Here is a 13,333-nt window from a genome sequence, read left to right as displayed (position 1 = left end):
TTTGGTTTATAAGCTTCTTGTAGTATAGAACGTTCGCGGAAAATCGTAAATGGGACGGAGCCGGGGTAGCGCTTAACCGAAAAAAAGTCTGCCTGATCGTAACCGAACGAACCAGGCAGACTCTATTATTTTATCGGGCAATTTCCTTGAACGAAGCCTCGGCGGCTTCCAAGGTGAAGTCGATGTCGGCTTCCGTGTGCGCTGTCGTCAAGAACCAGGCTTCGTATTTCGACGGAGCGAGGTTGACGCCGCGACTAAGCATTGCGCGGAAGAAGGCGGCGAACGCTTCGCCGTCCGTGTCTTGCGCCTCGTCGTAATTCGTGACCGGGTGGTCGCAGAAGTGCGTGGAGAACGAGCCGCGGATCCGGTTGATCGTCAGTGGCACTCCATGGCGGCGGGCCGACTCGGCCAGGCCGTCGGTCAATTTCACGGCGAGGCGGTCCATCTCGTCGTAGACGCCGGCGCCCTGCAGCACCTCGAGGCAGGCGATGCCGGCGGAGATGGAAGCAGGGTTGCCCGCCATCGTCCCGGCCTGATAGGCCGGACCGAGCGGCGCCACCTGCTCCATGATCTCCTTGCTGCCGCCGTACGCGCCGATCGGCAGACCGCCGCCGATGATTTTGCCGAGAGCGGTCAGGTCCGGCTGGATCGCTTCGTGATTCGAGAGGCCGGCGTACGTTTGCGCCGAGCCATAGTGGAAGCGGAAGGCCGTAATGACCTCGTCGTAGATGACGAGGGCGCCGTACTGCCGCGCGAGCCGGCAGAGCTCTTCCAAGAACCCGGGCTTCGGCATCACCATGCCGAAGTTCCCAACGATTGGCTCGACCATGACCGCGGCGACGTCGTCGCCCCACTTGTCGAGCGCTTCTTTCAGCGCCGTCGCATCGTTAAACGGCACGGTGATCACCTCGTGCGCGATGCTGGTCGGAATGCCGGCGCTGTCGGGAATGCCCAGCGTGGACGGGCCGGAGCCGGCGGCCACGAGCACAAGATCGGAATGGCCGTGGTAGCACCCGGCAAATTTGATGATCTTGTTCCGCTTCGTATAGGCGCGCGCAACGCGGATCGTGGTCATGACCGCTTCTGTGCCGGAGTTGACAAAGCGCACCTTGTCCATCGAAGGGATCGCTTCCTTCAGCATGACGGCCAAACGGATTTCTAGCTCCGTTGGCGTCCCGTACAACGTGCCGTTCGCCGCGGCTTCCTGGATCGCTTTCGTGACGTGCGGATGGGCATGTCCGGTAATGATCGGCCCGTAAGCCGCCAAATAATCGACGTATTTGTTTCCGTCTACGTCCCAAAAATACGCGCCCTCGGCTTTTTTCATAAAAACAGGCGCCCCGCCGCCAACCGCCTTGAACGAGCGGGAGGGGCTGTTGACGCCACCTACGATATGTTGCAACGCTTCTTCGTACAATCGTTCCGATTGCGATCGGTTCATATTTCTATACTTCCTTTCTGGTTGACTTGCAATTGGTGGTGCGATTAGCGCGCCTTTAGAGGCACCAGCCTCAAGGGCTGGCCGCCTCCAGATTCGCGTCGCTGCCGGCGTTCGCTCCCGTCCGGCTAGAGCCGCTGCTGCCGTCACCGTTACCGGCATTGCTGCTATCGTTGCTCCCCGTTCCGCCGGGCTCACTGCCGCTTTCAGCCCCGTCGCCGGTCTCGGTTTCTGTGACTTTAGTAAATACGTCCTGCACGTATTGCTTCAATTCTTCTTCGCTGCGAACGCCCAGCACGGACGAACCGCCAACGCTTTTCTCGACCAGCAGGTCCATCGGCGGAATTTGCTCGCTGGCGGACATTTGCGCGTCATACCCGACGGTGGCCAGCTTCCACATATCCTGAACCGACAGGTTCGTGTCGATGTAAGGATTGATCTTCTCCAGAATCGAAGGCAGCTTCATGATCGAGGTCGTCGATTTCAGCTTATCCGCCACGGCCTTCAGGAAGTTGCGCTGCCGCTCGGTCCGGGTATAGTCGGACAAGGCGTCGTGCCGGAAGCGGACGTATTGCAGCGCGGTTTTGCCGTCGAGGTGCTGCTGTCCTTTTTTCAAATCGATGTCGTATTCATGGTTATCCGCATTGCTGGTGTAGTGCATATCTTTTTCCACGTAAAAATCAACCCCGCCGACCGCATCCACCAGCTCGATGAATCCTTGGAAGTCGGTATACACATAATATTGGATCGGGATGCCCAGCAGGTCGGAGACCGCCTGCATCGCCGTATTCGGACCATGGGTGATCGCCGTGTTGATCCGGTCGGAGCCGTGCTCCGGAATTTCCGTGTACGTGTCGCGGAGGATCGAGAAGAGGTAACCCTTCTTGCTCACGGGGTCCAGGGAAGCGACCAGCATGGTATCCGAGCGGGGGATTTCCCCTTTCTTCAAACCGCGCGCATCCACGCCCATCAACAGGATGTTCACGCGTTCCGTGCCTTCCCATTTGGGCGGCTCCGGTACTTTCGTCTCGGTTGGCTGCACGTTATAGAAAGGAGACTGCTCTCCTTCTTTTTGAAAATTGTCCACTTGGTTATAGATGGCGGTAAAATAGTATGCCGCTAAGGCGGCTAGGACGACCACCACTCCGATCACCGACCAGAGAATCGCCCGTTTTGTGCGTTTCGTCATTGGGTTCGTTCCTTTCAGATCGTACGATAAATTCGGTTTCTATTATAGATATACTACATATCTTTACATTATAATTTTTTTTGTAAATACAATCAATTTCAGGGTTGGAGAGGCCCGAGGAGGAGTTCACATGTCGGAACAACCGCAGCAAGTGCAAATCGGCAAGCCCGTTCCGGACTTTCGGTTACCCGCGGACAGCGGGGAGGAAATTTCGCTATCGCAATTTCGCGGCCGCAAGGTCGTTCTTTATTTCTATCCCAAAGATTCGACCCCGGCCTGCACTCAGGAGGCTTGCGATTTCCGCGACCTCGCCCAGGCGTACGGCGAATACGGGGCCGAGGTGCTTGGCATCAGCGGGGATTCGGTGAAATCCCACGAGAGGTTCGCCATGAAGCAGGGGCTGAATTTTCCGCTTCTCTCGGACGAGTCCCACGAGGTGTGCCGGAAGTTTGGCGTATGGCAGCTGAAAAAAATGTACGGCCGCGAATTCGAAGGCATCGTCCGTTCCACGTTCCTCATCGACGAGGAGGGCAAGCTGCTCCGAGAATGGCGCGGCGTCAAAGTGAAAGGGCACGCCGAGCAAGTGCTGGAGGCGCTTCGGGAGGCCGATACAGTTAAGTAATCGATAGTTTCGAAGGTGCGCGCTGGAATCGCCTTCTTGTCTAAATGACGAGGGGGTGATTTTTTTATGCCAATGCAAGCGAATCCCGAAGTCTATTTACGTTTCTACCTTCATACAATCTACCAGATAGCCAATGGATTCATAGAAAAGAATTTGATCCTAGCTGCGGAGGTAGAAGGTCGATGAAACAAAAAAGAAAGTTCGGACTTATGCTCGTTCGTATGATGCTGCTTACATTGGTGTTGATCGCTGCGGTCGGCGCTCCGCTGGGTTTCCAGCCGCAAGGGATGCCCGAGGTGAAAGCCCATCCCATGAAGGAACAAGCCGCGGTGGGATCCGCGACCCATAAAGTGAATCTAGCTGCACCCCAGAAGGTGCAAACCGTAAATAATTCAACCAACGGCGCGGCCGCTACGGCGGGGGCTTTGGCGTCGGCTAAACCGAAGAAGAAGCTTGAGGCGTCTCAGGTAACGAAAAAGAAAGCGCCGGGCAAGACCGTGTACCTAACCTTTGATGATGGACCAAGCCCGCATACGGATCAGGTACTCGAGATTTTGCAACAAGAAGAGGTCACCGCCACCTTCTTCGTGCTTGGTCAGCAGGCCAAACGTTACCCGGAGGTCATCCGGCGCATCGTGGACGGCGGCCATGCGCTTGGGAATCATACGTACAATCACGATTATGACGCGTTGTACGACAGCTTCGGACATTTCTGGAAGCAGGTCAAGGCAACGGAAGAGGTGCTGCGAGAAATCACGGGAACTCGTACGCCGCTGGTGCGCGCGCCTGGCGGGACGTATGGGCATTTTGACAAGACGTATTTCAACCTCCTGGAGCAGGGTGGATATAAGGTCTTCGACTGGAATGTGGACAGCGGTGATTCTAAACGCAAAGGCGTTCCGGCGAACGAAATCGTTAGCCACGTCAAGAAAGAGAAGCCCCAGGACCAGGTCATCGTATTGATGCATGATGGAGGGGGGCATGAAGAAACCGTCAAGGCGTTGCCGGAAATTATCCATTACTATAAAAAGCTAGGTTATGCGTTTTCTACATTGTCCGCGGAGCAGAAGCCCGTTCAATTCACGCTGGATCCAGGGATCGGCAAGAAAAACCGTCCTATACCGTCAGCCGAATGGGTCGCGTCTAATGTCGTTCCGAATGCCGCTCTGTTTGAACCGGAAATACCGTTGACGGTGGAGGCAGGCAATGTGCAAATGCGCTTGGCCGCCGGGGAATACGTGATGCAAGACGGCCAATATCTCGCGCCGGTCCGCACGGTAATGGAGCGTCTCGGCGCCGATGTCTATTGGAGCGAAGCGACGCAAAGCGCCTTTATCGAATGGGGGGACTCCTCTGTCATTGCCGATACGCAGCGCGGAGTGCTGACCGCCAAACGCAAGGACGGGTCAGACGTCGAATGGGAAGTGAAATTTGAGCGCAAGGCGCAAGCGTTATGGATTCCACTGCGTCCGCTGCTAGAGGCGTTGAACCATCCGATCGTCGAAGCGGTCTCGACCGCCACTGAACGACGGGTTACGGCCCAATAGCAACAGCAGAACGTTGTCTTTCTCTCTTCCATGTCTATTTTCGCTAGTTTCTGGAGAAACTGGTTGATAGATTATGCCATGGGTTAGAAATGGAGGGGAAGTCACGATGAATCACGATCAAGCGCAGGCGCTGTTGGAGCGGCTGGTTCATAAGGTGGATCGGGTGATTGTAGGGAAAAGGAAAGAGATCGAGCTCGCGGTAGTGGCGATGCTGAGCGGCGGTCATATTCTGCTGGAGGATGTGCCCGGAGTGGGCAAAACGATGTTGGTTCGCACGCTGGCAGCCTGCATCGGCGGTTCGTTTGGCCGCATCCAGTTTACGTCAGATCTGCTGCCTTCCGATGTGACCGGAGTAACGGTGTACCATGCGCAAAGCGGTCAGTTTGAGTTTCGGTCCGGCCCGGTGTTTGCAAATGTCGTGCTGGCCGATGAGATCAATCGGGCGGCGCCGCGCACGCAGTCGGCGTTATTGGAAGCGATGGAAGAACGGAAAGTGACGATTGACGGAGTGACGCGGGCTTTGCCGAAGTCATTTTTGCTGTTGGCTACGCAAAATCCGCTCGAATATGAGGGAACTTACCGACTGCCGGAAGCGCAGTTGGATCGGTTTTTGATGCGACTGACTTTGGGTTATCCGAATCCGGAGCAGGAGGTGGATATGCTAGGTCGGATGCAGGATCCGCCCAATCCTGCGGAAATGAAGCCGGTGCTGCTGCCGGAGGAAATGGCCGTGATGCAGCGGATGGTGCGCGGCGTTTTGGTGGACGATGTGATTAAACGATATATGGTTGGAGCTGCGGACGTTTCCCGGCGTCATCCACAAATTGCGTTGGGTTTAAGTCCGCGTGCAACGCTTGCCTGGATGGGTGCAGCGCAGGCGATGGCGTACTTCAAGGGGCGTACGTTCGTCACGCCGGACGATGTGAAGGCCGTCGCGCCTGCTGTATTGACACATCGGATCGTGCTCCGTACCGAAGCGAAGCTCGCCGGAATCGGAGGAGAGCAGGCGCTGGCTGATGTTCTGGCCAAGGTGGATGTGCCGATTTTCGCGCGGGCTTCGGGGGCTTCGTCATGAAGAACGCGGGATGGGCATGGCCGGTAGCGATCGTGTTCGCCGGAGCTTTTGGGGGATGGTACACTTGGCGAGGCGGGGTCTCGGCCTTGTTTTTGCTGGTGCTGGTTGGTTTTATCATTTTGCAGGGCGTGCTGGTACAAGCGCTGGGTCCCAAACGCTTTAAGGTCGAGCGTACTTGGCAGCCGGAGTTCCCGGTTGCCGGTGAGCCGGTCACCGTCAATTTGAAGCTCCGCTGCGAAGGAGGGCTGCCCCCCATCTGGCTGCAGGTTGAGGATGAGTTGGCTGGAGCCGCTGCAGGACAAGGAACGAACCGCCCGGGAGTCCGGGGCGGTAGTTTGCTGTTCACCGGATTCCGCCGGGATTATCGGGCAACTTATACGATCCAAGGTTTACCTCGGGGGGTATACAAGGACATGACTGTACAGTTGTTTTGGGGCGATTCGTTTGGTTGGTTTAAACGCAGCCGCCATGCCGTTGCAACCGAGGTGATGGTCATTCATCCCTTGCCGCTGGCGGCAAATCCGCCCGAAGCAGAGGAACGAGGCGAGCAGGAGGGAGGCGGGGCTTGGCGGCCTCAGCTAATCGCGTCCTCTCCAACTTCCGGCCGCTTAAGGCCCTATGCGCCGGGGGATCCGCTGCGGCGAATTCATTGGAAATACTCCGCGAAAAAAGGGGAGCTGCTCTCCCGCATTCCTGAGGAACAAGGCGTGATGCCACGGTATTTATTGCTGAGCACACGGCAAGGGGAATACGCCGCTTCGTCGAGTTTTGAGCTCGCAGTCTCGGCTGCGGCAACGTGGCTACGGCGTGAGGCCGGTGATTCCGACGCCGGCGAGCTCAGGTTTAGCCACGGAGCGTTGGCCGGAGCCTGCCGAGTCACGGGCCGGGAAGGTATGATGAACGGGCTGGAGCAGCTCGCCGGCCTTCGCTTGGGAAACGGCTTATCCGCGGAAGAATTGCTTCGGCGGGATTGGTCTGAAGTGCTCTCTCAAGGGCAGAGCCTTACGGTGATCACCGGGACGCTCACTCCCGAATTGGCAGGTGATCTCCTACATTTGGCCGAGCTTGGAGTGACGGCAGAAGTTTGGTGCGCAGGTGGGCTAAGCGGATTGGGGCAACCGATGCAGCTAGCTGCCCGGCTGCGGGAGCGGGGCGTCATGGTGGCGGATCTCACGTTGTATCGGAAGAAGTCTCGGCGGAAGGAGGCGAGTGAGCATGTCAGCGCATAACCATGTGGTGTTCATGCCTAGTGGCCAATTGGCTGCGAGTGTACCGTCCCGGCGAGGCGGGCATCCGGCGCCTTCGGCCGGCCTGCGGATCGTGATCACGCTGCTGCTGTTCGGATTGTTTGGAGAATGGTTATATCCTTTGCATGCGATGATGCCGGACAGGCAAACGGAGTTGATTCCGCTGTTTTTCATCCTCACAGGGGCTTTGCTGCTGTTCGGCTGCCTGCGGCTGCCGTCCGGCCTGTTTGCGCCGCTGCCGCCGCTGCTGATCGCTGGCGCCATGCTCTATCTCTTCGGGCGGGGGGAAGGGGTAAACTGGTTTGGCGGTTACGCGCAAACGATCGCCGCCGACCTGGAGGAGTTCCTGGATTCGGGAAGGCTTTACGCGATCAGCATGGAGACTAGGGCACTGCTGCTCTTGATCGGCTGGACGCTTCTGGTCGTATCCGTGCAGATGCTGGCGCTTTCGCGTCAAAGTATATTGTTGTTCTTATCAGCTACGGTGATTTATTTGCTGGTGCTGGAAGCCGCCGTCGGCCTGGAATTGTATCTGGGCGTCATTCGTTCGGCGGCGCTGGGTCTGGCACTGCAAGCGGCGGCGTTCCATCGCGGCGAGTCCGGGGCGAGCCGGGGAACCGGGGGCGTGGCCGGCGGGGGCGTCGTGCTCGTTTGCGTGGCCGGAGCGGCGCTGCTGAGCTCGTTGCTGCCGCTGCAGCCGGTGCGGGCGATCTCTTGGGAGCAGGTTGCCCGAAGCTTGTCGGACTGGAGCGGAGCCGAGCTAACGGGCCAGCCGGGCGGGGCCTCGGCGGTCAGCGTATCCGGCTACGGTCGCGACGACTCCAAGCTGGGCGCACCGCTGCGCCTTCGCCATGATCCGTATTTCACGGCGTTGTCGCCGTACAATACGTACTGGCGCGGCGAAAGCAAAAGCGTGTATACCGGCCGGGGCTGGATTCAGCCAGCCGGTGAGGGCTCGCCCACGATCGCCGGAACGGAGCGCTCCGACGACCTCGCGGGCGATACGGCCGGTGCCGCCGCGGCCGGCGTCGACGACGGCCGAGAGCTGATCCGGCAAACGGTGACGTTCGAAGCGCCGTTGACGGGACGGGTCGCCCTGCTGTCGGGCGGGCTTCCGGTTCAGGCAGAACGGATCATCGCCGGAGACCGGAATCAGCCGGTACAGCTGGAGCCCCGGTTTGACTCCTGGGCGGATGCCTTCATCGTCGATTATGCCGCCTCGGCGGAGCAGATTTACGGCTATGAGCTGACGTCTTCGGTGCCGTTGGGGACCGCAGTCGAGCTGAGACAAGAGGAGGGGCCGGACCCCGTAGAGGTCCGGAATCGCTTTCTGCAGCTGCCGGAAGCTCTGCCGGAGCGGGTGCGGAAGCTTGGCGAGCAGCTTGTCGCCGGAGAAAGCAGTCGCTACGATGCGGCTGCCGCCGTCGAGAGCTACTTGAAGCATCGTTACGCTTATAGCCTGGATTCCCACCAGCCGCCGGAAGGGGCCGATTTCGTTGACCGCTTTCTGTTTGTCGACCGGATTGGCTATTGCGATCATTTCTCGACGGCGATGGTCATCCTGCTTCGCAGCGGCGGGGTCCCGGCCCGTTGGGTCAAGGGCTTCTCTCCGGGCGACCCTGCGCCTTCAGCCGCAACGACTGGTGTTGAAACGGAAGCCAACCTTACGTCCGTTTCTAACGCTAGCGGTACCGGTTCCGCTGAACTGCATCGTTACACCGTGACCTATGCCGACGCGCATTCGTGGGTGGAGGTGTATTTTCCAGAGACCGGTTGGGTTGCCTTTGATCCGACGCCGGGGTTTGGCGCATCCATGGCATTAAGCGTCAATACCTTGGCAGACCAAGGTGTGGGTGGCGCAGATGCTGAAGCCGCCTTTCCGCTGTTAGCCAAAGTAACCGAGGTGGCCAAGCTCCTGCAGCCGCGGCTTAGCGATCTGGTGGCCAAAACGTTTGTCGGGATGAATCCACAGCTGCGCCTGTTCGATTGGACCGTCCTGGCGCTGGGTGCCGGATTCGTCTTGCTGATGGTGAGGGAAGTGAAGCAACGCAGACACTTGCTCCCGCTAGCCTTTGGGCGGTTGCGGTTGCGAAGCGCCTTCCCCGGACGACGCGAACTGCTGGCTTCGGCGGATCGGGTATGGCGCGAGCTGGCATTCGTCTACGGCCCAAAACCTGCCTCTATGACAGCTCGGGAATACATCCAATCCGCCTTCCTCGAGGATGCTTCGCAAGCAGAGTCGGCTGAGCAGTTCGTGAAGAATTGGGAGATGATCTATTACGGGGGCTTGCGGCTGGAACGGAAGGAAAGCGTGAAGTTCCTGGAACTATGCCGGATTTTGGCCTTTCGTCGCCGTTGAAATTGGCGCTCGGGCTTCCTTGACGACCTCTTTTGTCGTTTCGTATAATAGGTGTCATAATTTGAGGGAGGCTCGGTCATGAATAAGCCAAATGAAATGATTGTGGTCCTTGATTTCGGAGGACAATACAATCAGTTAATTGCAAGAAGGATTCGCGATTTGGGTGTGTATAGCGAACTGATGCCATTTAACACGCCGGTGGAACGCCTGCGGGAAATCGCACCGAAAGGAATCGTGTTTTCGGGCGGACCGTCTAGTGTTTATGCGGAGGATGCGCCACACATCGACCCTGCCGTGTACGACATTGGGGTGCCGATCTTTGGCATCTGTTATGGCATGCAGTTAATGGCCCACCAGCTTGGCGGCAAGGTCGAACGCGCAGAGAAACGCGAATACGGCAAAGCGGACGTTGATTTTGCCGAACATTCGGCTTTGACCCGAGGGCTTGATGCGAAGCAGACGGTATGGATGAGCCACGGGGATCACGTGACCCAGCTTCCGGACGGCTTCGTGGTTGATGCTTCAACGGAGCATGCACCAATCGCCGGGTTTGCCAACCCGGACCGCAGCATGTACGGCGTTCAATTCCACCCGGAGGTTCGGCATTCTGTGCACGGTAACGAGATGATCCGTAACTTCCTTTATGAGATCTGCGGATGTGAAGGCAATTGGAGCATGGAGACGTTTATCGAGGATGCCGTGCGCGATATTCGCGACCGAGTTGGAGACGGTAAAGTGCTGTGCGCCCTGAGCGGCGGGGTTGATTCCTCTGTTGTAGCCATGCTGATTCATAAAGCGATCGGAGACCAGCTGACTTGCATGTTCATCGACCACGGTCTGCTGCGCAAGGGCGAGGCGGAGAGTGTCATGGAGACCTTCGTCGGCAAGTTCGACATGAAGGTTATTAAAATCGACGCTCGTGAGCGATTCCTTTCGAAGCTGGCCGGTGTTGATGATCCGGAGCGGAAGCGGAAAATCATCGGTAACGAATTCATTTACGTCTTTGACGAAGAATCGGCTAAATTCGATGACTTCAAATTCCTGGCTCAAGGGACGTTGTATACGGATATTGTTGAGAGTGGCACCGCGACGGCCCAAACAATTAAATCCCACCACAATGTGGGCGGGTTACCGGAAGACATGAAGTTTAAGCTGATCGAGCCGTTGAATACGCTGTTCAAGGACGAAGTGCGTAAGGTTGGCGAAGAGTTGGGACTCCCTCGAGAAATCGTGTGGAGACAACCGTTCCCGGGGCCGGGACTCGCCATTCGCGTTCTGGGCGAAGTGACCGAAGAGAAATTGCAGATTGTTCGGGATTCCGATTACATCCTGCGCGATGAAATCGCCAAAGCGGGACTGGATCGCGAGATTTGGCAGTACTTTACGGCGCTGCCGAACATGCGCAGCGTAGGGGTTATGGGTGATGCTCGAACCTACTCCTACACCGTCGGTATCCGCGCAGTAACGTCGATCGACGGCATGACCGCTGACTGGGCTCGTATCCCTTGGGACGTGCTGGAGAAAATCTCTGTGCGTATCGTAAACGAGGTCGATAACGTCAACCGAGTCGTATACGACATTACGTCGAAGCCGCCGGCGACGATTGAATGGGAATAGGTAGATCATCAAGACTGCTTGCTCTATTAAGAGACAAGCAGTCTTTTTTAATCTGGATGAGAGAAATGGGGATCCTGCCCGAGAAAGTAAATGTTTAGTAGGAAATCACGGAAGATTTTACGGAATATCGAAATGGCGAACAATACAAGCTCGATCTTTATCGAATATTCGTTTTTTCTGTTGACAATTTGAAGGCCTCAGCCTAGAATAAATGATGTGATCAGCCTTCGTGATAAGGCTTGTCAGGAGATCGACAAAACAACATAGTCCTTTTCGTATAATTCCGGGGATAGGCCCGGAAGTCTCTACGAGGTCACCGTAAATGATCTGGCTACGAAAAGAAGAAGCGTATTATTGGGGCAGGTTAGGCAAGGTTTTGGGAACACCCAAACTAGATTGCCGGCTTGCGTCTCTGAAGCCCGTAGGCTTTCAGAACGATTGCGTTTCTTCTGGACGTACGGTAACCCGAGGGATGTCACCTCGGGCTTTTTGTCGTTTTCCGAAGGGAATTCAACAAACTGGTGCTGAACACGCCGGCTTTTTGAACCTTGATTGTCATATTCTTAAGGGGGAGTAATTTTATCATGGATCGGTTTTTTAAACTGAAACAGAACGGTTCGACGGTACGTACGGAAATTATGGCGGGTCTGACCACGTTTATGGCGATGGCCTACATTCTTACGGTCAACCCTAACACGCTAACGGCTTTTGGTCAGATCGACATGGGGTGGTATTCGGTTTTCTTGGCGACGGCTCTTTCCGCCGGGATTTTCACGATTGCCATGGGCTTGTTCATCAACTTTCCTGTAGCGCTTGCGCCGGGCATGGGTCTTAATGCATATTTTGCTTCCGTTATTCTTTCGTCGGCCACAACGGATCATCCGTTTACTTGGGAAATGGGCTTGACCGCCGTATTCATTTCCGGTTTGATCTTCATTCTGTTGACCTTAACCAAGGTTCGCCAAATGCTGCTGGATGCGGTTCCGGATTCGCTGAAACATGCGATTACGGTCGGGATCGGCTTGTTCATCACGATCATCGGCCTGAAAAACAGCGGTCTGATGACGATCGGCGTAGAAGCCGGCAACGATATTGCGGCTCACACGTTCACCGACGTGCTTTCCTTCGAAACGGTCATCCATTTGGGCAGCTTGGAAAATACTGACGTACAGCTCGCTTTGCTCGGCTTATTGCTGATCGGGATTTTGATGGTGCTGCAGGTCCGCGGCGCGATTTTGCTGGGGATCCTGGGAACTACGGTCGTCGCTTTGCTGATGGGCGTGGTGGATTTCGGTACCTTGTCCGATCCGCAAACGCCTTGGGTTCCGGACTTCACGCAAATCAACTTTGCACGGTTTGACTGGGACGGCATTCTGCATACCGGTATTATTTCCGCCATTGCGACATTTACTTTCGTGGAATTGTTTGATACCTTCGGTACTTTGGTAGGCACGGCTTCCCGTGCAGGAATCATGAAGAATCCGGAAGAAGGCAAAAAACGCGTCGGTAAAGCCATGCTGGTTGACGCGGCAGCCGTTACCGGCGGTGCTTTGCTGGGGACTTCGACAACGACGGCTTACGTCGAAAGCGCAGCGGGGGTAGCTGAAGGCGGGCGTACCGGCCTTACCGCCGTTACGACGGGGGTTTGCTTCTTGGCTGCACTGTTCCTAGCTCCGATCGCGGCTTTGATTCCAGGCTCCGCTACGGCGGCCGCACTGATTATCGTTGGGGTTCTGATGGTTCAATCGATCAAGGAAATCGACTTTACCGATATGGTCGTCGCGATTCCGGCTTTCTTGACCGTAACGATGATGCCTTTCACTTATAATATTGCGAACGGGATTTCGTTCGGGATCGTGTTTTATGTGGTACTGGCTTGCGCAGCCAATCTGCTTGGCAAAAAGAAATACAGCATCCACTGGTTGATGTGGGTATTGTTCGTCCTCATTATTCTTCGTTACATCTTCCTTGGCAGCCAAGGATAAGTATTCAACAAAGGCCTCTCTAGCCTGTATTCCCTTCGGGGACTGCGGGCTTCTTTTTATATATAGTAGATTCTCGGACCATATGATGATTTCCAAGTATTGCATTTGTGTTTGCTCTTGAGGTTTGGTATATTATAAAAGTCGCTCGCAGCGATGAGGGATTTGCGAAGAAGATCGAACTTGATACTGAAAAAAAGTTCTTGCTTTCGAGCGAATAACCTGATATACTATAAAAGTTGTCGCCGATAAGACGT

The 13,333-nt window shown here is 56.1% G+C and carries 9 protein-coding genes and 1 riboswitch; of the genes, 7 read left to right on the top strand and 2 right to left on the bottom strand.

What is annotated here, in order from left to right:
• Nucleotides 1-130 precede the first annotated feature (130 nt).
• Entirely contained in the window at nt 131-1,441 is a 1,311-nt protein-coding gene (locus M0651_RS17225) for a glutamate-1-semialdehyde 2,1-aminomutase (RefSeq protein ID WP_248552967.1), read from the bottom strand.
• 70 nt (nt 1,442-1,511) lie between these two features.
• Nucleotides 1,512-2,627, bottom strand: a complete 1,116-nt coding sequence (locus M0651_RS17220) for an LCP family protein (protein WP_248552966.1) — start codon at nt 2,625-2,627, stop codon at nt 1,512-1,514.
• Between the two features lie 130 nt (nt 2,628-2,757).
• Between M0651_RS17220 and bcp the strand changes: the two genes are divergently transcribed.
• From bcp to M0651_RS17185, 7 genes are all read left to right on the top strand, one after another.
• Entirely contained in the window at nt 2,758-3,249 is a 492-nt protein-coding gene (gene bcp, locus M0651_RS17215; protein ID WP_248552965.1) for a thioredoxin-dependent thiol peroxidase, read from the top strand.
• A gap of 182 nt (nt 3,250-3,431) precedes the next feature.
• Complete coding sequence (locus M0651_RS17210; protein ID WP_248552964.1) at nt 3,432-4,796, top strand: polysaccharide deacetylase family protein; 1,365 nt, start codon at nt 3,432-3,434, stop codon at nt 4,794-4,796.
• Nucleotides 4,797-4,902: 106 nt separating this feature from the next.
• The gene (locus M0651_RS17205; RefSeq protein ID WP_248552963.1) at nt 4,903-5,871 is read left to right on the top strand and encodes an AAA family ATPase; all 969 of its coding nucleotides are present in this window, start codon (nt 4,903-4,905) and stop codon (nt 5,869-5,871) included.
• Nucleotides 5,868-7,100, top strand: a complete 1,233-nt coding sequence (locus tag M0651_RS17200) for a DUF58 domain-containing protein (protein WP_248552962.1) — start codon at nt 5,868-5,870, stop codon at nt 7,098-7,100. The genes M0651_RS17205 and M0651_RS17200 overlap by 4 nt, the downstream gene beginning before the upstream one ends.
• Entirely contained in the window at nt 7,087-9,477 is a 2,391-nt protein-coding gene (locus M0651_RS17195; RefSeq protein WP_248552961.1) for a transglutaminase-like domain-containing protein, read from the top strand. Before M0651_RS17200 ends, M0651_RS17195 begins: the two co-directional genes overlap by 14 nt.
• A 78-nt stretch (nt 9,478-9,555) precedes the next feature.
• Nucleotides 9,556-11,094 carry a glutamine-hydrolyzing GMP synthase gene (guaA, locus tag M0651_RS17190; RefSeq protein WP_248552960.1) on the top strand — a complete coding sequence of 513 codons (1,539 nt, stop codon included), beginning with the start codon at nt 9,556-9,558 and terminating at the stop codon, nt 11,092-11,094.
• 253 nt (nt 11,095-11,347) lie between these two features.
• Nucleotides 11,348-11,448: riboswitch (purine riboswitch) on the top strand.
• Nucleotides 11,449-11,678: 230 nt separating this feature from the next.
• Nucleotides 11,679-13,079 carry an NCS2 family permease gene (locus M0651_RS17185; RefSeq protein WP_248552959.1) on the top strand — a complete coding sequence of 467 codons (1,401 nt, stop codon included), beginning with the start codon at nt 11,679-11,681 and terminating at the stop codon, nt 13,077-13,079.
• Nucleotides 13,080-13,333: the final 254 nt, after the last annotated feature.

Source organism: Paenibacillus mellifer (assembly GCF_023195895.1).
Lineage (GTDB): Bacteria > Bacillota > Bacilli > Paenibacillales > Paenibacillaceae > Fontibacillus > Fontibacillus mellifer.
The sequence above is the reverse complement of the archived record's forward strand: the minus strand, read 5'-3'. Positions and strand labels throughout refer to the sequence as shown.

Bases quoted from the DNA above. Each gene is read 5' to 3' on its own strand.
- M0651_RS17225 (WP_248552967.1), bottom strand. From the start codon at position 1,441: ATGAACCGATCGCAATCGGAACGATTGTACGAAGAAGCGTTGCAACAT.
- M0651_RS17220 (WP_248552966.1), bottom strand. From the start codon at position 2,627: ATGACGAAACGCACAAAACGGGCGATTCTCTGGTCGGTGATCGGAGTG.
- bcp (WP_248552965.1), top strand. From the start codon at position 2,758: ATGTCGGAACAACCGCAGCAAGTGCAAATCGGCAAGCCCGTTCCGGAC.
- M0651_RS17210 (WP_248552964.1), top strand. From the start codon at position 3,432: ATGAAACAAAAAAGAAAGTTCGGACTTATGCTCGTTCGTATGATGCTG.
- M0651_RS17205 (WP_248552963.1), top strand. From the start codon at position 4,903: ATGAATCACGATCAAGCGCAGGCGCTGTTGGAGCGGCTGGTTCATAAG.
- M0651_RS17200 (WP_248552962.1), top strand. From the start codon at position 5,868: ATGAAGAACGCGGGATGGGCATGGCCGGTAGCGATCGTGTTCGCCGGA.
- M0651_RS17195 (WP_248552961.1), top strand. From the start codon at position 7,087: ATGTCAGCGCATAACCATGTGGTGTTCATGCCTAGTGGCCAATTGGCT.
- guaA (WP_248552960.1), top strand. From the start codon at position 9,556: ATGAATAAGCCAAATGAAATGATTGTGGTCCTTGATTTCGGAGGACAA.
- M0651_RS17185 (WP_248552959.1), top strand. From the start codon at position 11,679: ATGGATCGGTTTTTTAAACTGAAACAGAACGGTTCGACGGTACGTACG.